This window comes from Streptomyces sp. NPDC023481, assembly GCF_055560195.1.
This window is the reverse complement of record NZ_JBVHJE010000011.1, coordinates 232,834-252,688: the sequence shown is the minus strand read 5'-3', so window position 1 is coordinate 252,688 and position 19,855 is coordinate 232,834. Positions and strand designations below refer to the sequence as shown.

Genomic DNA, 19,855 nt, shown 5'->3' with positions numbered 1-19,855 from the left:
GCTTGAACTCAGCTGTCGCCCGTCAGCTTTTCTGCAGGGTGCGTGTGACACCTGCGATGACGGCGGTCGTCAGTACCCAGCCGAAGGCGATCAGCAGGTAGGCGAGCCACTGAAGGCTGCCGTTCGACCAATACCAGGCCGTGCGCTGACCCAGACCTCCGATGGGGATCAGGAGGTCGAGTGTGTAGACGAGGGGCTGGAAGGGGGCCCCTTCGCCTCGTTGAACCGGGTTGGGGGCGTGTGTGCCGAAGGACACTGTGCCCAGCACGGTCAGCAGGAGGAGCCAGATGCCGGCCAGCCAGGGGCGGTAGCCATAACCGACGGTCACGTCGAGCAGGTGCCCCCACACGCGTCCGGCCGGAGGCAGAGTTCGACGCCGATGGCGCTGTTTGGCGAGAAGTACGCGGCGGGCGTCGTCGTCGTGGCCGGCCTTTCGGTACCAGCTCGCCAACTGCTCGTAGGGCTGGGGGTTGTAGCCCGGACTGCGTCGTATCCATGCCACACGGTGGGCCACAGAGTCCCGCCGCCCCACTGCCTCCCGTCGTTCACCTGCCTCGTCTACCTTGATGGAGCCGTAGACGAAACCGTCCAGCTCCACCACCCCTGGCCAGCTGTGCTTGTTGTCGTGGAGGTAGGACACCTGCGCGGCCCGCAGGTCCACGGTGCCGGACGGTGGCCGGGCGAGGGTGAAGTCGAAGTCGACGGCCTGCATCAGTGGAGCGACCAAGGACGGGCCGTGGCCGTCGGGCGGCGCGTTCAGTACGGCTCCTTCAAAGGTCAGGTTGTCCGAGATCCGAGTACCCCGCAGCCGTACGGTCCCGTTCGCGGTGAACCCGTCGGAGAAGTCGAGCGTCGAGGCCACGGCGTTGTCCAGGGCGAGCACCACTCCGCGCCGGCCAGGGCGTTCCAGCAGTGCACCTCGCATGTGCAGTCCGCCTGACAACTGTGCTCCCATGAGACGGACTTCACCGTGCGCGACAAATCCGTCCCGGCAGTAGACACCGCCCTCAGCGACGAGTCCACCAGCGGACACAGCCCATTCCTCAGGTGCGGTGATCTCGGCGCCGCTGAGGTTTACGGCGCCGCTCACGTGCGCGTTGATGAGCGACAAGGCGGTGACCCTGCGGTGCAAGGGCGAGGCGGAGCCGCCTTCCAGGCGAGAGCGCCGCAGGTCGAGGCGTCCCTCCATACGGATCAAGCCCGCTTCCACACCCGGCACTCGACTGCCCACGACCGCAATCGACTGGGTCGACGCTCCGGAGAGGTCCACGCTTTCCTCGAACCAGCAATCCTCGAGCCAGAGCGCGTGAGCGATCTGCGCGCCGGCCAGGTTGAGGTGCCCGGATATCCGCGCCCCCGTGAGCCTCAGACACGCGACGGCGCCCGGTTGCGTGGTGTTCGCGCCCTGGAGAAGCGCCACGATCACGGCGGCCCGAACCGTCCGCCCGGGGCCCCACTGCCCGCCCTCGGCGACACGGTCGTCCTCGGGCACACCCGTGCGCAGGTCCGCGTGGCGTCCCTCGGGGAACGCATCCCACAGCTCACGTTCCGGTGCAGTCAACTCGTCGTATGAGAGCACCCGTGCAGAGTAGTGATGTTCCTTCGCGATCGCCTCGCCCTACCGGCGGCGGATCGGAGGGCAGCCCATTCTGTTAGGAGTTCTGGATCAGTTGGTCTTGCTGATGGTGCTGCGTGCCGCGAGGCGGAAGTCCTTGACTGCTTGGTAGAGGGTTCGCTCTCGTTCGGCGGCAAGGGCGATGTCTTCGGCCTTGTGGGTGGTGTTGCCCGCGTGGGCGTTCTCGGTCATCCGTCGCACGACGTCCGAGAGGTCGCGGGAGGCGACGGTGACGCGTTTCGCGACTTCCGTGAGAGGCGCTGGCCCTTCGAGGATGACGATTTCGCAGGCGCGGTGGACCTCGCGAGCCAGGGTGATGAAGCGGCCTATCTTCTCGTCGAGGTCGGGCAGGTCGGTTTGGTCTGAACGCAACGCGTCGAGGACGGCGTCCATGGCTATGTCGCGGTCGTGGAGAGCGCTGAGGTAGCCGACGTAGGCGTCGCGGCGGTGCTGGCGGCTCCATTGGGCGTGCTGGGACCGTGCCTGAGCACGGCCGTTGACGATTGCGGCCCCGAGGGTGGTGGCGGAGCCGATGGCGGCGCCCAGCAGCGCGGCGAGTCCTGAGTCCATGGGCCTTAGTCTGCCGTTCTTACTGTTCATTCAGTTCGCCGGGGCTTCGTGCCCGGCTTGTGGTGTGCGGGTCGGGTCTCCCTGATCTGGAACAACCACAAGGGCCGCCGGATGCGACGCCGTCTGCCATCACCTCCTCCACCGTCCGAGTGATGGAGCACTGGCAGACGATCCGCGACGGCATGGTCGAGGCACCGCAGGTCAGCGAGCTCTACCTGTTTCCGACAATCACGTGCACGGGCGGATCGGACCATCTGACCAGCATCAACCTCAACCAAGCAATGCGCGCGTGGGGTGAACAGCCTCCCCACCCTCGACAGCGACGCCGTGGACTCCCAGGGCAACGCGTCCGGCTTCGACCGGTCGCTGATCTACCCCTACGCCTTCCGGCACTCTTTCGCCGAGCGTCATGCCGACGCTGGAACCCCGGATGAACCATAGGTCAGAGTGACCTTTCATCATTGAGTCGCTGCCACACCCACGGCTCCGCCCACTGTCAGTGTCAACTGGCGCCATGTCCGAACACCAACACGATCAGGAGAGACCATGGGCACCTGGGACGTCGGCCCCTTCGACAACGACAGCGCAGGCGACTTCTGCGGCAGCCTAGACATGGCAGCGGAAGACGAACGAGAAGGCATCCTCCACACCGCGCTCATCCATGTGATCAACACCCATGACTACCTGGACGCGGACGTCTCACAAGAGGCAGTCGCCGCCGCAGCCATTGTTGCCGCGCGATGCCCCGCGGGCGAGCCCGTAAGCCCCCACTACGGACCGAAGCAACCGCTCCCCGAGGTCTCCGCCGGCCTCCGCGAACTTGCTGTCCAAGCCCTCGACCGAGTCGTCACCGAGCCGTCCGAACTCCTGCAACTCTGGGGCGACGCAGAGGGCACCGGCCCCTGGCGAAGGGGCCTCTCCCAGTTGCGAAACGCGCTCCTGCCGCAACCTCCGGGAGAACAGCTCAGCTGGGCCGCTTCGGGAAACTGACAAATACCCTGAGAAAACAAGCACCTTCCGCCAGCAAGGTTGTCATTCCCCAGCTCAGATCCGCGACCGCCACCAACCTCGTTGACACACCAGTCATCATCCGAGCAACCCGCACCGCCCGTGACACCACGACCCACAGGACTGTCTCACTCCAAGATGACATTCCCCAGCCCAGAGCCCGCCAGCCAACGAACCTCATTGAGAAGGGACAAGCAGAGCGCCGTAGGCGCGGCAAGCGCCTACGGCGTTGTGGTTGATCCGAAGGAGGGACAGACGGATCGGGCGGCCTCCGATCAGCCGGATCCGAAGCTCACACTGCGGGCGGGCAGCGGCGGCGGGTCCGTCTCGTCCCAGGTGCCTCCGACACCAACGATGGTGAGCAGTTGTTGGCAGTTGCCGTCGGCGTACACGAAGGCGGTGGCGTTCGTGTCGTTGCCCGCGTGAGCTGCTCCGCCTGGCAGTTGCAGGCAGACGCCGTTGGGCGGGTTGACGAGTGCGTCTAGGGTCCCGGTGTCGAACTTGGTGTAGGGGAACTGGCCGTCCGCGGCGTTGGCAGGGCTGATGAACGCGGCAAGTAGCACCGCAGCCCCGCCGGCTGCCGCCATGGCCCTGGCGATGGAATGCATCCTGTTCATGATCGAATAACGACTCGGGTGGGAAATGGTGACCTGTGCGCTGTGCAGTCGCCACAAGGGGGACCAGATCGTTTGAGACCGGACCCCTGAGACGGGAGGGGGTGAAGACGGGTGATGACATGGGCTTTCAGTCAGAACCGAACCAGCACGGGAGTCAGCACCGCACCGTCAAATCATCCCCGACTACGCTTCCCGGACAGCGCTGGTCTCGACCATTGCCGAGCCCGTGAACCGCCCTCCCCCGGCCCGGCATGGTGGCCGCACGCATAGCCGCCCCCGGAACTATGTTGCCCCACCACATGTGCCCCTGACCTGCGTCTTCCTACCGTGTGCCGACACGTACCCGTCCCCACCGCACACGAGGAAGTGGCGCACATGGCCTCCGGAACCACCGCTCCCCCACCCCCCGCCAGCCTCCCCAGAATCGTCGCCGCCAGCCTCATCGGGACCACCATCGAGTGGTACGACAACTCATCCGACCAGAGCTACGACCTGCGGATTCTCCGCCATTGACCCTTCGCAGTCAGCACCGAACCAGCACCGGGAAATCTCGTGCTGGGTGGGAGACGAGGCCGTGCTCGATCTGGCTGGCTGTGGGGCTTGATGGCAGGTACCAGAGATCGTCACTCACCGTAGCGCTCCCTGCGACACCAGCAGGGCTGGTACTCGTGGTGGGGGTCTTCGGACGTCCGGCCGCCCCTGCCCAGGCCGGTGTCCCAGTCGTTCAGCTCGAGCCCGAGCCGGCCACCCCCACGCATACGACACCGACTACCTGAGCCGCGATGAACGGGGCGACCGAGCCGAGCACAATGCCGGCGAACGTGTCCGTCAACGCTATGCCGGTCGTCACCGCGGGGTTCACGAACCCTCGTCGCGGGGGCGTCACGTGCGGGCGGGCCAGGCGGCGTAGCCCGTCCCTCACCTGACCGGCAGCACGACAGGAGCCGCAAATGACAAGGGCGACTGGCTGACCCGAGGGCCGCATTTAACGTGTCTCATTTCCACGTTTACCACGAAAGTCACAATGGGATCCCCTGTTTGAACAATGGTCGACCCAACGCGCCCCTTGAGTAGGTCAGTTGAGGCGCGAGCGATTTGACAGCACCACGTCGCACCACCAGCCTGTGCTCATGACATCCATTTTCAACAGGAGTGGTTAGCCATGCGCGTCGCGTTCGTGGGCAAGGGCGGCAGCGGCAAGACGACCCTGTCGGCTCTCTTCTCCCGTCACCTGGCGCGCGCGGGCGCGCCAATCATCGCCATCGACGGCGACATCAACCAGCACCTGGCGTACGCCCTCGGCCTCGACGAGGACGAGTTCTTCGCCGCGCCGCCGCTCAGCACGCGGACCGGCGAGATCAAGGACTACCTGCGGGGCACCAACCCGCGGATCTCGTCCCGCGACGCCATGGTCAAGACAACCCCGCCCGGCCGCGGCTCCCGCCTGCTACGGCTGTTGGACGAGGACGAGGTCCACTCCCACCACGTCCAGGAGGTCGGCGGCGTACCGCTCATGGTCACCGGCGCCTTCGACGAGAGCGACCTCGGCGTCGCCTGCTACCACTCCAAGCTCGGCGCGGTCGAGCTCTACCTCAACCACCTCGTGGACGGACCGAACGAATACGTCGTCGTCGACATGACCGCCGGCGCCGACGCATTCGCCTCCGGCCTGTTCACCCGTTTCGACATGACGTTCCTCGTCGTCGAACCGACCCGGAAGAGCGTCTCCGTCTACCGCCAGTACCGCGACCACGCGGCCGAGTTCGGCATCCCGGTCGCCGTCGTCGGCAACAAGGTCACCGGCGAGGACGATCTCGCCTTCCTCCGCACGCACGTCGGCGACGACCTGCACGCCCACTGCGTGCAGTCCTCGTACGTCCGCGCCCAGGAGCAGGGCCGCTGCCACGGCGACCTGGAGCCCCACAACACCCGCACCCTGGACCGACTGCGCGCAGCCGTCGACGCCCGCCGCAAGGACTGGGGCGCCTTCCAGCGGCACGCTGTCGAGTTCCATCTGCGCAACGCCACCGCCTGGGCCAACGAGGCGACCGGCCAGGATCTCACGACCCAGGTCGACCCCGAATTCCAGCACGGACCCGAGGCCCTGGCCGCCCGCCCCTGACCCCCAGCCACCGCAACCACAGAACCACAGAACAGGACAGACCTTCATGTCGCTCGACGTCTCCCCGCAGCTGCTCGTCGAAGCCGAGAACGGCGAGGTACCGGAGCAAGACTTCGTGGAAACGATCCGCACCTCCCTGCCGTACGCCTACGACCTCATCGCCCGCCTGGCTGACGAACTGCGTGCCGGCACGGCGGAGTTCGCGGACAATCAGACCGCGCCGCCCTCCGAGAGTGAGCGCGGTCAGCTGCTGCGTGCCCTGTCCAGCGATGCGATCCGCGGTAGCCTGGAACGCCACTTCGGTGTCACCCTCGCCTTCCAGAACTGGCACCGCGTCGCCGTCTTCAGCCCCGAGGCACGCGGCGGCGAGACCCACACGCGTTTCACCTCTCTGCGCGCGCAGATCCTCAACCAGTCGCCGGAGTCCCGCGACTGCTGAGCCGCTCGGCGGGGCAGCGGATCGTGGCGACGACGCACGCCGCCACGTCCGTGAGCCGACACCTGGTCGCTCGTGTGGGGTGGTGGCTGCTGTGAGACGGTATGGGCCTGCCGTGCTGTTGCTCCTGGTGGACGCCGCCGTGCTGCGGATCTCGCTGTTCAGCGACCTGTACCTGCGGTACGTGCAGCCCGGGCTGCGGCCGTACCTCATCGCGTCCGGGCTGCTGCTGGGCCTGCTCGGGCTGGTGAGGGTGGGGATGACATCGCGAGCGGCCCGGGGAGGTGCCTCAACCGCGGACGGGGATGCGCACCCGGACGAGGACGCGCACGACCACGGCCCCTCCCACCCGGGCGGGTCGCGCCTCGCCTGGTTGCTCACGCTGCCCGCGGCCGCACTACTCCTCTTCCCGTCGCCCGCACTCGGCTCCTGCAGCGCAGCCCGCGAAGACGCCCAGCGCGCGGCGGAGGGTGTCGGCACCTTGCCGGCACTGCCGGCCGGTGACCCGGTGGACCTGAACGTGGTCGGCTACAGCTCCCGCGCGATCTACGACAGCGGACAGTCGCTGAGGGGCCGCACGGTCCGGCTGACCGGCTTCGTCACACGCGGCGACGACGGCACCTGATACGTGACCCGGCTCCTGGTCTCTTGCTGCGCGGCCGACGCGACGACGAGCAAGGTAAAAGTCCGCGGTACGGACGCACCGAAGACGGACACGTGGGTGACAGTGACAGGCACCTGGCTTCCCAAGGGCAAGCCGAGATCGTCGGCGGCCTGGCCCCCGCTCCTGGACGCCAAGGCGGTCAGACAGGTCACGGAGCCGCCGGACCCGTACGAGAAGCGCTGACCCGGGACGACACAGGTCGGCCGTACGCACACCACGAGCGTCGGAGCGGGGACCTTTCTTGTCCGCTGGTTGCGCCGCCGGAAGGGGTACGGACGCGGACAGCTGCCCCGACATTCTCGCGATCATCAGGTTGAGACCATGGCACAGCCGTTCACGTACCCTTCCTTGGAGCCGCCGCGCAGGTCCGGCTCCGGAGGGGGACGGACAATCGCGAGGGAGACGCCACGGGAGCCGCTGACCGGCAGTGGGCCGGAGACCGGAGCGGGGTCGGCAACCGGCTCCGAGTCAGGGGTGATCGCGCGAGCGATTACGGCCACGACTACGGGTACGGCAATCCTTCCGAGCCGGCACCTCACTCCGGCTACGGAGCCGTTCCTGGCGCGAGCCACCTTCCGTCTCCCGCCACGGGCAACGGGAATACTCCCCTGATGGGAACGAGCGCGCCACAGTGACCGGCACCGGACACGGCCCCGATCACGGCCCCGAATGGGGCGCCGATGGTCACGGACACACGCACAGCCACAGTCACAGGCCCGCCGCGCCGGTCTCGAAGCACCTGCGCAAGGTCATCGCGGCGATCCTGATCCCGTTCACCGCGGCGGTCCTGGCCGGGCTGGTGGTGCTCTGGCCCGGCGGAGCCCCGTCACACAAGCGCACCGGCGTCGGCTTCGACCAGCAGACGTAGCAGGCCACGGTCACCAAGGTCGTCGAGGTGAGCTGCAAGTCGGTGAACGCCTCGGGAGAAACCCCGACCGGCGACACCTCCACCGCCGAGGGAAACTCGGCAGTCCAGGAAGCGAACGGCACCTGCAAGAAGGCGACCATCAGGGTCGACACCGGCGACGACAAGGGCCGTACTTTCACCGAGATCGTGCAGCCCGACCAGTCACGGCAGCTTCACCAGGGTGAGAAGGTCGTGGTCGCCTACGAGCCCTCGGCGCCGAAGGACCTGCAGTACTCGGTGGCCGACGTGGACCGGAAGTTCCCGATGGCGCTGCTCGCGGGGATCTTCGCCCTCGCGGTCGTCGTGGTGGGCCGGATGCGCGGTGTCATGGCGCTGGTCGCACTGGCCGTGAGCTTCCTCGTGCTGACCCTGTTCATCCTGCCCGCGATCCTGCAGGGCGCGAATCCGCTGCTGGTGGCTGTCGTCGGGGCGAGCGCGATCATGCTCATCGCGCTCTACATGTGCCATGGACTGTCGGCCCGTACCTCAGTCGCCGTGCTCGGCACGCTCGTCTCCCTGCTGCTGATCGGCATCCTCGGCGCGGAGTTCATCGACTGGGCCGCACTCACCGGGAACACGGACGACAACACCGGCCTGATCCACGGCCTCTATCCGTCGATCGACATGAGCGGTCTGCTGCTGGCCGGCGTCATCATCGGTTCGCTCGGTGTCCTCGACGATGTGACGGTGACGCAGACGTCGGCGGTCTGGGAGCTGCACGAGGCCAACCCGGCGATGGGCTGGCGCGGCCTGTACCGGGCGGCCATCCGGATCGGCCGCGACCACATCGCCTCCGTCGTCAACACCCTCGTCCTCGCCTACGCCGGTGCCGCGCTGCCACTGCTGCTGCTGTTCTCGATCGCCCAGAGCAGCGTCGGGACGGTGGCCAACAGCGAGCTGGTGGCCGAGGAGATCGTGCGGACACTGGTGGGTTCGATCGGTCTGGTCGCCTCGGTCCCGATCACCACGTTGCTCGCCGCCCTGGTGGTCTCGGCCGACCGACCCGGCCCGCAGGCGGCAACGGCGACAGCAGGTGCGGAGGCGGCGGCCGGCGGACCGGCTGCAGGCCGGAGCGGGAGAGGGCGGCGGCGGAAGCGGTAGCAGCGATCGTTCCGAGGTGGACCCGGCCGCGTGGCCCCTTGCTGCGCGGCCCGACGCGACGACAAGCACGGCGGAGGTCCGCGGCGCGGACGCCGGCGAGACGGACACGTGGGTGCACGTGGACGTGGGTGACGGGTGACCGGCACCTGCGTCCCAGGGGGGGCCGGGGTCGTCGACAGCCTGGCCACCGGTGCTGGGTGCCACGACGGCCAGGCAGGTTGCGGCGCCGTCGGACCCGGACGCAACAAAGCGCTGACGCGCGCCGACTATCGGGAACTGTAGGGCAGCAGAGCCATCTCGCGTGCGTTCTTGACGGCCTGCGCTATCTGCCGCTGCTGCTGACGCGTCACGTGGGTCACCCGACGGCTGCGAATCTTGCCGCGGTCGGAGATGAACTTCCGCAGCAGATCGGTGTCCTTGTAGTCGATGTACGTGATGCCGGCGGCGTCCAGCGGGTTGGCCCGCTGACGCTTGGCTGTCTGCCGCCGGGTGGTCTTGATTCGGGGCACGGTCGGATCGGTCCTCTCTCTATGGGATGCGGTCGGACAGGCGGGCCATGGGGCAGCCAAGGTTCAGACCACTGAGTCGAGCAAGTCGTCGAAGGCGTGCGGCAGTTCTTTCCAGCCGTCCCTGCCCGCCGCGTACTCCTCGTCGGTGAGCAGGCAAGAGTCGAGCAGGGCCAGCAGACCGTCGCGGTCCAGGCCGGGCGAGGTGAAGGTGAGGTGCTGGCAGCGGTCACCGTGCTCGGGGTGCCAGTCCAGAGAGGCCGCGACGCGCCGTTCGGCCGGAACCATCTCCCAAGCGGCCTCTGGCAGGGCGGCCAGCCAGGGCCCGGCCGACTCCACGCACAGCGCACCGCCCGCGGCGTCCCAGGACAGCAGCGTGTCGGGACGATCCGCCAGCCAAAATCGTCCACGGCTGCGGGCGGCGGCGCAGGTGAGATCCTCCAGCGCCGCGTAGAGGCGCTGCGGGTGGAAGGGCCGCTCGCGCCGCCAGACGAGGGTGCTCACGCCGTGCTCGTCGCACTCCTGCGGCAGCAGCGCGCACGCGGGATGCAGGCGGGCGGCGGCCGCCGCCACATCGAACCCCGCCAGCAGAGCGGCGCCCAGAGTGCCACCTCTTCCGACACGTATCGGTCGTGCGCCGGGTGTGAGCTGGGCGAGCAGCGCGCGGTCGCCGTCGTCGGCGCACTCGCCGTCCCCTCCCCCCGAGCCGTCCTCCGCCAGGGCGACGACCGTGGGGTACTCCAGCTGCCGGGCGAAGGTGTCGGCGACGGTGCGCTGGTCGGTCGGCGCGGCGGCGAGGCCGACGTCGGCCAGGTCGTCGCCGTTGGAGAGGTACGGCAGGACGAGTGCCGGGTCGACTGCGGTGGCAACGCCGGTCAGAGCCAGCGGTGCGCCCGCGGCGACTATCACCCCGGCCATGGCCTGGGGCTCGACGGAGTCCCACAGTTCCACGACGGCCAGCCGGCACCGGCCTTCCTCCGCGAGGCGCAGCAGTTCAGGGACGAGGTCCTCGCGCAAGGCACAGCACGCGCAGTCGTTCACCAGGGGTGCGTCGCCGCTGCCCAGCAGGCCGCTGGCGTCGCGTACCGTGCGGTGCACGGCGCTGTCCACGGCGGACGTCAGGTCGTGGTGGAGCGCCATCGAGCCGGGAACCGTGCGCAGGATCTCCTCCACGGCGGCCTTGCGAGCGTCGGCGTGCAACCCGGCGACGATCGCGACCGGCAGCCGCGTCCGGTCCTCGCTCACTGCTTGCTACCTCCGTGTCCGTAGCGCCGCTCGAAGCGCTCGACCCGGCCCGCGGTGTCCAGGACCCGTTGGGTGCCGGTGTAGAAGGGGTGGCTCGCCGAGGAGGTCTCGACGTCGATGACCGGATAGGTGTTGCCGTCCTCCCATTCGACGGTCTTGTCGTTGGTGGCCGTGGACCGGGTGAGGAAGGCGTAGTCGGCGGCCCGGTCACGGAAGACGACGGGGCGGTACTCGGGGTGGATTCCGGGCTTCACGGCTCTCAGCGCTCCTCACGGAAGTCGACGTGGCGGCCGGCGACCGGGTCGTACTTGCGCAGCGTCAGCCGGTCGGGGTTGTTACGGCGGTTCTTGCGGGTCACGTAGGTGTAGCCGGTCCCGGCGGTGGACCTCAGCTTGATGATCGGGCGCAGTTCGTTACGGGCCATGGACGGCACCATACAGGAGATTGGTTTTCATTTTCATTAAGCTGATACGGTGCTACCACCGAGCAAGGAGGAACCATGTCCGCTCACTGCCAACTCACCGGCCGACAGCCCGGCTTCGGCCACCACATCTCTTTCTCGCACCGACGCACCAAGCGTCGCTTCGACCCCAACATCCAGCGCAGGCGCTACTGGCTGCCCAGCGAAGGCCGCCACGTCCGGCTCACCCTCTCCACCAAGGGCATCAAGACGGTCGACACGATCGGCGTCGAGGCAGCCGTGGCCCGCATCCGCGCCCGGGGAGGGAAGGTCTGATGGCGAAGAAGAGCAAGATCGCGAAGAACGAACAGCGGCGCCTCATCGTGGCCCGATACGCCGCACGCCGCGCCGAACTGAAGGCGATCATCTCGTCTCCCCGGACGTCCGACGACGAACGCGCCGCCGCCCAGAGCGAACTGCGCCGCCAGCCTCGTGACGCCAGCGCCACCCGCCTCCGCAACCGGGACGCCGTGGACGGCCGCCCCCGCGGCCACCTGCGCACCTTCGGTCTGTCCCGCATCCGCGTACGCGAAATGGCCCACGCGGGTGAACTCCCGGGCGTGACCAAGAGCAGTTGGTGACCCCCACCCGATCCGGTTGACACCGCGGGAGGTGGCACCAGGGCATCGACGACCGTTGCCCGACGGCACCCTCCGCGGCAGCCGGCCTTCGAGAGCCGGATGCCCTCGTACGGCATGCAAGCTCGCAGGGCCGTTCAACCCGAACGGCAGCTGTCCGTCGCTTTCATAACCGTGCCCGACTCTCGGTCGCCCTGTCTCACTCGACGGCGCGGCACTCAAGGGGGGCGGCCCTGCCGAAGGCGCAGTCAAGCTTCGCACCTGCATGCCGAGGCGCTCCGCGCCGCGCTCACCGACTGCCTGCTGGCGGATGGCGAGCGCCTGCTGGCGGACGATCCGTTCCCCGCCTGGGACACCTACGGCGTCGACGACGCCTGCGACCACGAATCTCAGGAACTCGTGGCGTGGGCCTAAAACTCCGGGTCGGGCGGTAGACGCAGCCACGGCACCGCCCGGCCCGGTACATCCGCTACACAGACAGTGAATCGCAAGGCTGGCTGTCATGACGGGGCACGGTGTATGTCTGGGCACAGTCCAGGAGACTTTGTTCATCCCGCTCTACGGGCGCGCGGTGGACGACTGGAAGCCGGACGCCATCCTGCGCGACACCCGCGCCGCGGAGATCGTCGCCTCGATCGACTACGACTTCTCTCGCTTCGACACCCTGCCGAGCCTCACCGGCACGGTGCTGCGCACCAGCCTTTTCGACCGGTGGGTCACGGGCTTCCTCGCCGCCCACCCCACCGGCACCGGCCGTCGAGATCGCGGCCGGACTCAACACCCGGTACGAGCGCCCCGACAACGGCCCCACGCGCTGGTTGGATCTCGACCCGCCCGGCGCGATCGACCTGCGCCGCACCGTCTTCGCTGACACTCCGCGCCGGACTACCATCGCCGCTTCGGTGGCGGACGCGGCCTGGGCCGACACGGTCGCGTCCCGAACCGCCGGCCCGTACTTCGTCGCCGCCGAAGCCGTCCTGCCATTCCTGGACGAGGCGGACGTACGGCATGTCCTCGACCTGCTCGTCGACCGCTTCCCTGGTTCCTTGCTGGCTCTGGACACCGCCGGTCCCGGCATCGTCTCCGCCCAGGAGCAGCACGACGCGCTGAGCAAGGTGGCCGCCCGGATGCTGTGGACCTGTACTGGCCCGACCGAACTCGCCGAGTGGCTGCCGGGACTGACGGTGCTCGCCTCGCACACCCTCAGCAGCCTTCCGCCGCGGATGTACGGCCTCGCGGGCAGCCTTACGAGACTGAGCCGGTAGGCCCTGCGAGCGGTGACCGCGGGTCACCGGGGATCGATGCCACCGAGGAGTGGGTCCGGGACGGTCCTCCAGCCGTCCCGGCCGAGCGCCAGTTCGGCATCGGTGAGCAGGGCCGCGTCCAGCGCGGAGCGGATCCGTCGCTCATCCAGGTCTGTGCCCGTCAGGAGGAGTTCATTGCGACGCTCGCCGTAGTAGTCGTGCCAGAACCAGGAGGCGAGCGTCCGCCGCTGGGGCGAGGCGGCCTCCCAGGCAGTCGTGTAGTGCGCCTCCAGCCAGCGGTCCGCCTCCCTCAGCTCCAGGTACGCGCCGGCCGAGTGCCAGGTCACAACGGCGTCGGGGCTGCTGCACAGCCACAGGTGACCGCGACCGCGCATCACGCCGGCCATCACGGCGTCGAGCGCGTCGGCCAGCCGCCCGGGATGCAGAGGACGGCGGGCCCGCCAGAGCACCGACTCCACGCCATGCCTGCTCACCCGCGGCGACCGCGGCGCGAGGACCGGCTCCAGTCGCGCCTGCCATGCGTGGGCCGTGCCGGACGGCAGGGCCTCGGCGAGCGATGCCGGCGCCGGCGCGTCTCCGCCCGGTGACGTGACAACCAGTGCCTCACCGTTCAGGTGGCCGATGAGGGCGGCGACGCCGGACGCCTTGCGGCCGTCTCCGGCCGACGTGGCCCGCACCACCACCGCGTCCGCCGATTCCACCTGGCGGGCCGCGGCCTCGGCGGTGGTCAGCGGCTCGCCGAGGTCGCGCCCGTTCCACAGACGTACGGACCGGTGCACGCAGCCGAGGTCGGCCATGAACGTGGCCGGGTCTGTGCCGACCACGACGGGAGCCGGGTCGTAGAAGTCCGTCAGAGGGCCGCTCGCAACCCGCGCGCGCCACAACTCCGCCAGGAAGGGAATGACTTCGACGGTGGCGGGGAGGGCCAGTACGACATGTGTCCGCTCCTTGCCCGGCGCCCGCCGCAGTGCCAGGAGGTCCTGGCGCAGGACCACCACCGGGTCCCCCGTCACACCTTGCGGTCTGGATTCCCGCGCGCTCGTGCCCGTGCCGGACAGGAAGCGCTGGACGACCGGGTATCCCCCGTCCTCCCGGCCCTCCACCGACACCGCGAGCACCGTGGCCTCCGGGGAGAGACGCAGCACCTGGTCGACCACGGCACCGCGGATGCCGGGGGTGTTGCCGGTGACCACGCTCAACAGAACCTTGGACATGCGGACTTCCGTCAATTGAGGCGGGCGGCCTGCCGCGGCGCCGGAGCTGCACGCAGAGGTTCGGGAAGGCTGCCGTCTGCCGGCATTCCCGCTCGCAGCCACACGGCGACCGTCTCCGCGTCCGTCCGGCTGGCGATCGGGCCGAGCCGCACCACCGCACCGGTGGGCCGCCGGTCCGCTGCGCACGGCTGTACGGCCGCGTACAGTCCGCGGCCGGCACGGCAGTGCAGGAACCGGTCCAGGCATCCGGTGGAGACCATGACGCCGTGCGAGCAGGCGCGGACGGCCCGGCGCAACACATCCATCACGTGTTCGTCGGCGCTGTCCTGGCAGGAGGTGCAGACGACCAGGGTGAAGGGAGTGCTCCTGGGGTCACGTGCGGTGGGGCTCACGCGTGCGTTCCTTCCGTTCCTCCGGTACCCGCCGCGGTCACCGGGAGCTGCCAGTGGCGCGCCGCGGCCTGCGCCGCCCACATGCGGGCGTAGCGCCCGCCGGAGGCTGCGAGCAGGTCGGTGTGGGTGCCGCGCTGGGTGATGCGGCCGTCCTCGACGACGAGGATCTGGTCGGCGCCGACGACGGTGGACAGGCGGTGGGCCACGACGATCACCGTCTTGCCGTCCACCAGCCGGTCGATGGCCTCCTGGACCACCGTCTCCGAGGTGCTGTCGAGGGCGGCGGTCGGCTCGTCGAGCAGCACGATCGGGGCGTCCTTGAGGAAGGCCCGGGCGATGGAGATGCGCTGGCGTTCGCCGCCGGAGAGGGCTGAGCCGATCTCGCCGACGCGGGTGGCGTAGCCGTCAGGCAGTGTCGCGACGAAGTCGTGGATGCCGGCGGCGCGTGCCGCCTCCTCGATCTCCGCGTCGGCGGCGTCCGGGCGGGCGAGGGCGATGTTGGCGCGGATCGTGTCGTCGAAGAGGTACACGTCCTGGAAGACGACGGCGATGTGTGTGAGGACCTCGTCGGGGTCGAGACGGCTCAGGTCTACGCCGCCGATGCGGACCTTGCCGCGCTGCGGGTCGGCGTAGCGGCCGATGAGCCGGGTCACTGTCGTCTTGCCCGAGCCGGAGGGGCCGACCAGCGCCGTCAGGCTGCGTTCGGGGACGGTGAAGTCGACGTCGTTCAGGGTGGGTTCGTTCTGGCCGTCGTAGGTGAAGCCGACGTGTTCGAAGCGGATGTCGTAGGAGGTCGGCGGTTGTCCGCCCGCGGGGACCGGCAGCGGTCGTACCGAGAGGACGTCGTCGATGCGGGCCAGGGCCGCCTCGGACAGTTCGAAGAGCTTGGTCATGACGGCGGCCAGGCTCAGGGGTTCGGCGAAGCGGGCCGCGGCCACCGTGATCGCGAGGAGCGTCGCGGGGGTCAGTCGGGCGTCGAGGACCAGGGCGGCGCCGAGTGACACCAGCGCCACGAGTGCGAGTTGCACGATGAGCTGGGCACCGGCCACGGGCAGGGCGGCGGAGCGGTTGGTGGCGGCCTGGGTGTGCCGCTGGCGGGTCAGGACGGGCAGCAGGCGTGGTGAGTCGGCGCCCGCCTGGCCGGTGGCCTTGAGGACAGGCAGCCCCTGGACGTACTCCACGATCCTCGCCGCCGTCTCCGCTTCCGCCTCGTCGACCTCGCGGAACCCGGAGCCGGAGCGGCGCTGGATCTGCCGTACGAGCGGCAGCGCCGCGCGCGTGCCGGCGAGGAGGACCAGGCCGAGGCGCCAGTCCAGCACCAGGACGACGAGGCCGAGTACGGCGGGCACGGTGACCAGTTGCACGAAGAGGGCGGCCAGGGAGGAGACGGCAGTGGCGGCAGTGGCGGCGTTGCCGCCGACGACCTGGGTCAGGTCCCCTGCCGCGCGCCGGTTCAGCTCCTGCTGGGGCATGGCGCGCAGGGCGGCGCCCAGGCGGAGGCGCGTGGAGCCGGTGACCAGGTGCCAGTAGTCGTACGTGAACGTCATTTCCCGCATCCGCAGGGCACCTTCCGCGGCCACGAGTGCGGCCAGCAGAGCCACCCAGCCCCAGGCGCGGCCGGTGCGTACATCGTCGCGGGTCAGCTCCGCGAGCAGCGGGACGAAGCAGGCGTAGGCGGCGGCCTGGAGGACGGTCGCCGCGAGGGAGACGCGGAGTGTGGCGCGGAACTGCGGGGCGTACGGGCCGGCCGCGGTGAGCATCAGGCGCAGGATGCGCTTCACGAGGTGACCTCCTGGGTGCGGTGGCCGGTCATGCCCCAGGCGGCGGCCTGCTGGTGGCTTGCCCAGAGACGGGCGTAGCGGCCGCCGGCGGCGACGAGGTCGGCGTGGCCGCCGCGTTCGACGATGCGACCGTGGTCGAGGACGACGATCTGGTCCGCGTCGGTGATGGTGGACAGACGGTGGGCGATGACGAGGACGGTGCGGCCCCGGGTGAGGCGGGCGATTGCCTGCTGGATGACGCCCTCGGTCTCGGGGTCGGTGAAGGCGGTGGCTTCGTCGAGGATGACGATCGGGGCGTCGGAGATCATGGCGCGGGCGACGGTGATGCGTTGGCGCTGTCCGCCGGAGAGGCGGGTGCCGCGTTCGCCGACCTGGGTGTCGTAGCCGTCGGGCAGGTCGCGGACGATGAAGTCGTGGGCGGCGGCGGCCTCGGCCGCTTCCCGGACCTCGGCGTCCGTGGCGTCCGGGCGGGCGAGCCGGATGTTCTCGGCGACCGTGCCGGTGACGAGGAACGGCTCCTGGAAGACGAGCGCGACCTGCCGCAGCAGGACGTCGCTCGCGATGTCGCGGACGTCCACGCCACCGACGCGCACCGCGCCCGAGGCGACGTCGTGGAAGCGTGGGATCAGGCGTGCCAGCGTGGACTTGCCGGAGCCCGAGGCGCCGACCAGGGCGCACACCGTGCCCTCGGGGACCGTCAGGTCGATGCCGTCCAGGGCGGGGCTGCTCGATCGGCCCGGGTAGTGGAAGGTGACGTTCTCGAAGACGATCGACGCGCCTTCCGGTTCACGCGGTTCTTCGGGTTCGGGGAGGGGCGGTGCGTCCAGGAGATCCTGTACGCGGACGGCACCGGCCCTGGCGTCGTTGATGTGGTTCGTCAGGTGCATCAGGGGTGAGACGGCCTCGATGGGCAGGGTCCCGATGAGCAGGGCGAGCAGGAGGTCGGTGAGGGAGATCCATCCGGCTTCGAGCATCGGGACGCCGGTGACGGCGACGATGAGCAGGGTGGGCAGCGGCACGATGAACAGCCGGTGCAGCAGACCGGAGGAGCGCGTGGTGGCCATCCAGGCGGCGACCGCGTCCGTGAACTCCTCCACGGCGGCGGCGAACCGGCCGAAGGACGCGCGCCCGTCGTCGAAGGTGCGCACGACCGGCATGCCCTGGACGAACTCGACGACAGCGGCGTTCACGTTCTCGTTGGCACTGTTGTAGCGCTCGCGCTGAGTGCCGTAGTCGCGGGCCAACAGCGACAAGCAGACGAAGGCGACGGGAACGATCAGCAGGACGGCGAGCAGCAACCGCCACTGGACGACGCCCAGAGCCAGCAGGGCCGCGATCGGCTGGGCGACGCCCGAGCCGAGGAACGGCAGTGCGTCGGCGACCACGTTGTGCAGGGACTTCACGTCGTCCTGGACGATCTTCTTGATGCGTCCGGCGCCGAGCCGCTGCACCTCGCCCAGCGGCATGCGCGCCAGGCTGTCGGCGAGGCGGCGGCGCAGTACGACCTCGAGTTCGTAACTGGCCTCGTGCGCGAGGTGTTCGGCGAGCCAGCGGGCGCCGAAGCCGCCCACAAGTCCGGCGAGCGCGCCGAGGGCCCAGCGGGTGACGACGGCACCGGAGGGGTGGTCGGCGAGAAGTTCCCCGACGGCGTAGGCCACGCAGACAAGGCCCACGACGTTGAGGACTCCGCTCAACAGGCCGAGCGTCGCCGCCTGTTGCAGGCGCCGCCGTGCCCGAGCGGAGGCCGTGGTCAGGCGCATGACTGTGCTGAGGCCGCTCATGCGCTCACCTGCCGGGCCAGTGCCGCCTTGTCGACCTTGCCCAGTGCTGTGCGAGGAAAGGACTTCAACGCCCTTATCTCGTCCGGGAGTTTGTAGGCGGCCAAGCCGCGTGCCGTGAGATGAGCGGTGACGTCGGTCCGTGTGGGCGGGGTGCCGCGGAAGATCAGGCAGGCGCAGGAGCGCTCCCCCAGATGCTCGTCGGGCAGGCCGATGAGGGCCGCGTCGTGGACGGCCGGGTGGGCGAGCAGGTGATTCTCGACCTCCTCGACGGGGAACTTCTCTCCGCCGCGGTTGATGACGTCCTTGATGCGGCCTTCCACGACGAGGTGTCCGGTGGGAAGGCGCCGTACCAGGTCGCCGCTGCGGTAGAAGCCGTCCGCCGTGAACGCCCGGGCGTTGTGGTCGTCGGCCCGGTAGTAGCCGCGCAGGGTGTACGGGCCGCGGACCAGCAGCTCGCCGACCTCGCCATGCGGTACGTCACGGTCGCCGGGGTCCACGACGCGTATCTCGTCGTCCGTGCACAGGGGACGGCCCTGGGAGTCGATGACCAGGTGCTCCGGGTCGTCGAGGCGGGTGTAGCAGAGCAGCCCCTCGGCCATGCCGAACACCTGCTGGAGGCGGCAGCCCAGTTCGGGGGCGACACGCCGGGCGGTCTCGGCCTTGAGGCGGGAGCCGCCGACCTGGAGGAGTTGCAGGCTGCTCAGATCGTCCTCCGCCCACTCGGCCGCCTCCAGCCACAGCAGGGCGAGCGAGGGGACGAGCGCGGTGACGGTGACGCGTTCGCGGGCGATCAGCGGGAAGGCGGTGTCCGGGCTCGGGGTGGGACACATCACCACCGTGCCGCCCGCGTGGAGGGTGCCCAGGATTCCCGGGCAGGCGAGCGGGAAGTTGTGGGCCACGGGGAGCGCGGCGAGGTAGCGGGAGTCTGCGGTCAGACCGGTCACTTCGGCGCTGGCGGAGGCGTTGTAGAGGTAGTCGTCGTGGGTGCGGGGGATCAGCTTGGGTGCGCCTGTGGTGCCGCCGGACAGAAGCAGCACGGCTACGTCGGAGGGGTCGGGTTCCGGCAGCGGTCGGGGCGTGGCCCGTATGGACGGAAGGTTGGTGAACTCCTCCGCGTCCCCGGCCACCAGGACGTGTCGCAGACTTGGCGCCTTCTCCCTTACTGAGCGGGCGAGCCGGCGATGGTCGAAGCCGAGGTGGGTGTCGGGGACGACGTACGCCACCGCCTCCGAGAGGGCGAGCAGGTGGGCGATCTCGGCCTCGCGATGGGCGGGCAGCGCCATGACGGGAACCGCGCCGAGCCGGAACAGAGCGAAGGACAGCTCCAGGAACTCGGCGGTGTTCGGCAGGTGGACGAGGACTCGGTCGCCCGGCGTGAGCCCGAGCCCGTGCAGCCCGGCTGCCAACCGGTCGGCACGCAGGTCGAGTTCGCGGTACGTCCAGCGGCGCTGCCCGTCCACGACGGCGACCGCGTCCGGTGTGGCCTCGGCCCGGTCCCGGAGCAGGGAGCCCAGGGTGCGGCCCTGCCAGTAGCCGCGTTCCCGGTAGCGGTCGGCGAACTCCTTCGGCCAGGGCGTGAATCCCTCCAGCACG

The 19,855-nt window shown here is 69.6% G+C and carries 20 protein-coding genes and 2 pseudogenes; 10 read left to right on the top strand and 12 right to left on the bottom strand.

Going from position 1 to position 19,855, the window contains the following annotated elements; translation table 11 throughout:
- Window positions 1-22: 22 nt before the first annotated feature.
- Together ACZ3ZD_RS22595 and ACZ3ZD_RS22590 are read right to left on the bottom strand one after the other, a co-directional pair.
- On the bottom strand, window positions 23-1,579 hold the full coding sequence (locus tag ACZ3ZD_RS22595; RefSeq protein ID WP_467400110.1) for an oxidoreductase: 1,557 nt from the start codon (window positions 1,577-1,579) through the stop codon (window positions 23-25).
- 87 nt (window positions 1,580-1,666) lie between these two features.
- Entirely contained in the window at window positions 1,667-2,185 is a 519-nt protein-coding gene (locus ACZ3ZD_RS22590) for a proline dehydrogenase (protein WP_467400108.1), read from the bottom strand.
- 294 nt (window positions 2,186-2,479) lie between these two features.
- Between ACZ3ZD_RS22590 and ACZ3ZD_RS22585 the strand changes: the two genes are divergently transcribed.
- Window positions 2,480-2,626, top strand: a complete 147-nt coding sequence (locus tag ACZ3ZD_RS22585; RefSeq protein WP_467400106.1) for a hypothetical protein — start codon at window positions 2,480-2,482, stop codon at window positions 2,624-2,626.
- A 105-nt stretch (window positions 2,627-2,731) separates the two neighbouring features.
- The gene (locus ACZ3ZD_RS22580; protein WP_467400103.1) at window positions 2,732-3,175 is read left to right on the top strand and encodes a DUF4259 domain-containing protein; all 444 of its coding nucleotides are present in this window, start codon (window positions 2,732-2,734) and stop codon (window positions 3,173-3,175) included.
- Between the two features lie 293 nt (window positions 3,176-3,468).
- Here the strand turns inward: ACZ3ZD_RS22580 and ACZ3ZD_RS22575 are convergent, their stop codons facing one another.
- Window positions 3,469-3,810: a hypothetical protein gene (locus ACZ3ZD_RS22575; protein WP_467400101.1), complete on the bottom strand. Its 342-nt coding sequence runs from the start codon at window positions 3,808-3,810 to the stop codon at window positions 3,469-3,471.
- A gap of 1,162 nt (window positions 3,811-4,972) precedes the next feature.
- Between ACZ3ZD_RS22575 and ACZ3ZD_RS22570 the strand changes: the two genes are divergently transcribed.
- The 4 genes and pseudogenes from ACZ3ZD_RS22570 (at window position 4,973) to ACZ3ZD_RS22555 (ending at window position 9,040) form a co-directional block, all read left to right on the top strand.
- Complete coding sequence (locus ACZ3ZD_RS22570; protein ID WP_467400099.1) at window positions 4,973-5,932, top strand: ATP-binding protein; 960 nt, start codon at window positions 4,973-4,975, stop codon at window positions 5,930-5,932.
- A gap of 46 nt (window positions 5,933-5,978) precedes the next feature.
- Window positions 5,979-6,371 carry an SCO5389 family protein gene (locus ACZ3ZD_RS22565; RefSeq protein WP_467400096.1) on the top strand — a complete coding sequence of 131 codons (393 nt, stop codon included), beginning with the start codon at window positions 5,979-5,981 and terminating at the stop codon, window positions 6,369-6,371.
- Between the two features lie 91 nt (window positions 6,372-6,462).
- Window positions 6,463-7,215: pseudogene (locus tag ACZ3ZD_RS22560) on the top strand (TIGR03943 family putative permease subunit).
- A 448-nt stretch (window positions 7,216-7,663) separates the two neighbouring features.
- Window positions 7,664-9,040 (top strand): annotated as a pseudogene (locus ACZ3ZD_RS22555) (YibE/F family protein).
- A 266-nt stretch (window positions 9,041-9,306) separates the two neighbouring features.
- On the opposite strand, the gene rpsR reads toward ACZ3ZD_RS22555, so the two are convergent.
- The 4 genes from rpsR to rpmG form a co-directional block, all read right to left on the bottom strand.
- Window positions 9,307-9,549 carry a 30S ribosomal protein S18 gene (gene rpsR / locus ACZ3ZD_RS22550; protein ID WP_467400094.1) on the bottom strand — a complete coding sequence of 81 codons (243 nt, stop codon included), beginning with the start codon at window positions 9,547-9,549 and terminating at the stop codon, window positions 9,307-9,309.
- A gap of 63 nt (window positions 9,550-9,612) precedes the next feature.
- Window positions 9,613-10,791: a GTP-binding protein gene (locus ACZ3ZD_RS22545; protein ID WP_467400092.1), complete on the bottom strand. Its 1,179-nt coding sequence runs from the start codon at window positions 10,789-10,791 to the stop codon at window positions 9,613-9,615.
- Entirely contained in the window at window positions 10,788-11,045 is a 258-nt protein-coding gene (locus ACZ3ZD_RS22540) for a type B 50S ribosomal protein L31 (RefSeq protein ID WP_467400089.1), read from the bottom strand. Before ACZ3ZD_RS22540 ends, ACZ3ZD_RS22545 begins: the two co-directional genes overlap by 4 nt.
- 5 nt (window positions 11,046-11,050) lie before the next feature.
- On the bottom strand, window positions 11,051-11,215 hold the full coding sequence (gene rpmG, locus ACZ3ZD_RS22535) for a 50S ribosomal protein L33 (protein WP_014150502.1): 165 nt from the start codon (window positions 11,213-11,215) through the stop codon (window positions 11,051-11,053).
- Between the two features lie 75 nt (window positions 11,216-11,290).
- On the opposite strand from rpmG, the gene rpmB reads away from it, so the two are divergent.
- The 4 genes from rpmB to ACZ3ZD_RS22515 all read left to right on the top strand — a co-directional run bounded on the left by rpmB (window position 11,291) and on the right by ACZ3ZD_RS22515 (window position 13,094).
- Complete coding sequence (rpmB, locus tag ACZ3ZD_RS22530) at window positions 11,291-11,527, top strand: 50S ribosomal protein L28 (protein WP_467400084.1); 237 nt, start codon at window positions 11,291-11,293, stop codon at window positions 11,525-11,527.
- Window positions 11,527-11,832 (top strand): 30S ribosomal protein S14, encoded by a 306-nt coding sequence (rpsN, locus tag ACZ3ZD_RS22525; RefSeq protein ID WP_467400082.1) that lies wholly within the window; start codon window positions 11,527-11,529, stop codon window positions 11,830-11,832. Before rpmB ends, rpsN begins: the two co-directional genes overlap by 1 nt.
- A gap of 499 nt (window positions 11,833-12,331) precedes the next feature.
- Window positions 12,332-12,700, top strand: a complete 369-nt coding sequence (locus ACZ3ZD_RS22520; RefSeq protein ID WP_467400079.1) for a hypothetical protein — start codon at window positions 12,332-12,334, stop codon at window positions 12,698-12,700.
- A 31-nt stretch (window positions 12,701-12,731) separates the two neighbouring features.
- Window positions 12,732-13,094, top strand: coding sequence for a hypothetical protein (locus ACZ3ZD_RS22515; protein ID WP_467400077.1), 363 nt, complete (start codon window positions 12,732-12,734; stop codon window positions 13,092-13,094).
- Window positions 13,095-13,117: 23 nt separating this feature from the next.
- Here the strand turns inward: ACZ3ZD_RS22515 and ACZ3ZD_RS22510 are convergent, their stop codons facing one another.
- The 5 genes from ACZ3ZD_RS22510 to ACZ3ZD_RS22490 are packed head-to-tail and all read right to left on the bottom strand — an operon-like array spanning window position 13,118 to window position 19,854.
- Window positions 13,118-14,308: a GTP-binding protein gene (locus tag ACZ3ZD_RS22510; RefSeq protein WP_467400074.1), complete on the bottom strand. Its 1,191-nt coding sequence runs from the start codon at window positions 14,306-14,308 to the stop codon at window positions 13,118-13,120.
- Window positions 14,309-14,319: 11 nt separating this feature from the next.
- Complete coding sequence (locus tag ACZ3ZD_RS22505; protein ID WP_467400073.1) at window positions 14,320-14,700, bottom strand: hypothetical protein; 381 nt, start codon at window positions 14,698-14,700, stop codon at window positions 14,320-14,322.
- Window positions 14,697-16,481 carry an ABC transporter ATP-binding protein gene (locus tag ACZ3ZD_RS22500; RefSeq protein WP_467400070.1) on the bottom strand — a complete coding sequence of 595 codons (1,785 nt, stop codon included), beginning with the start codon at window positions 16,479-16,481 and terminating at the stop codon, window positions 14,697-14,699. The genes ACZ3ZD_RS22505 and ACZ3ZD_RS22500 overlap by 4 nt, the downstream gene beginning before the upstream one ends.
- Entirely contained in the window at window positions 16,478-18,262 is a 1,785-nt protein-coding gene (locus ACZ3ZD_RS22495) for an ABC transporter ATP-binding protein (RefSeq protein WP_467400067.1), read from the bottom strand. The genes ACZ3ZD_RS22500 and ACZ3ZD_RS22495 overlap by 4 nt, the downstream gene beginning before the upstream one ends.
- Entirely contained in the window at window positions 18,259-19,854 is a 1,596-nt protein-coding gene (locus tag ACZ3ZD_RS22490) for a (2,3-dihydroxybenzoyl)adenylate synthase (RefSeq protein ID WP_467400064.1), read from the bottom strand. The genes ACZ3ZD_RS22495 and ACZ3ZD_RS22490 overlap by 4 nt, the downstream gene beginning before the upstream one ends.
- Window position 19,855 lies beyond the last annotated feature (1 nt).

What these genes read in the sequence shown, in the direction of transcription:
- ACZ3ZD_RS22590 (WP_467400108.1), bottom strand. Translation starts at nt 2,185, where the DNA reads ATGGACTCAGGACTCGCCGCGCTGCTGGGCGCCGCCATCGGCTCCGCC.
- ACZ3ZD_RS22580 (WP_467400103.1), top strand. Translation starts at nt 2,732, where the DNA reads ATGGGCACCTGGGACGTCGGCCCCTTCGACAACGACAGCGCAGGCGAC.
- ACZ3ZD_RS22575 (WP_467400101.1), bottom strand. Translation starts at nt 3,810, where the DNA reads ATGAACAGGATGCATTCCATCGCCAGGGCCATGGCGGCAGCCGGCGGG.
- ACZ3ZD_RS22570 (WP_467400099.1), top strand. Translation starts at nt 4,973, where the DNA reads ATGCGCGTCGCGTTCGTGGGCAAGGGCGGCAGCGGCAAGACGACCCTG.
- ACZ3ZD_RS22565 (WP_467400096.1), top strand. Translation starts at nt 5,979, where the DNA reads ATGTCGCTCGACGTCTCCCCGCAGCTGCTCGTCGAAGCCGAGAACGGC.
- rpmG (WP_014150502.1), bottom strand. Translation starts at nt 11,215, where the DNA reads ATGGCCCGTAACGAACTGCGCCCGATCATCAAGCTGAGGTCCACCGCC.
- rpmB (WP_467400084.1), top strand. Translation starts at nt 11,291, where the DNA reads ATGTCCGCTCACTGCCAACTCACCGGCCGACAGCCCGGCTTCGGCCAC.
- rpsN (WP_467400082.1), top strand. Translation starts at nt 11,527, where the DNA reads ATGGCGAAGAAGAGCAAGATCGCGAAGAACGAACAGCGGCGCCTCATC.
- ACZ3ZD_RS22520 (WP_467400079.1), top strand. Translation starts at nt 12,332, where the DNA reads ATGACGGGGCACGGTGTATGTCTGGGCACAGTCCAGGAGACTTTGTTC.
- ACZ3ZD_RS22510 (WP_467400074.1), bottom strand. Translation starts at nt 14,308, where the DNA reads ATGTCCAAGGTTCTGTTGAGCGTGGTCACCGGCAACACCCCCGGCATC.
- ACZ3ZD_RS22495 (WP_467400067.1), bottom strand. Translation starts at nt 18,262, where the DNA reads ATGAGCGGCCTCAGCACAGTCATGCGCCTGACCACGGCCTCCGCTCGG.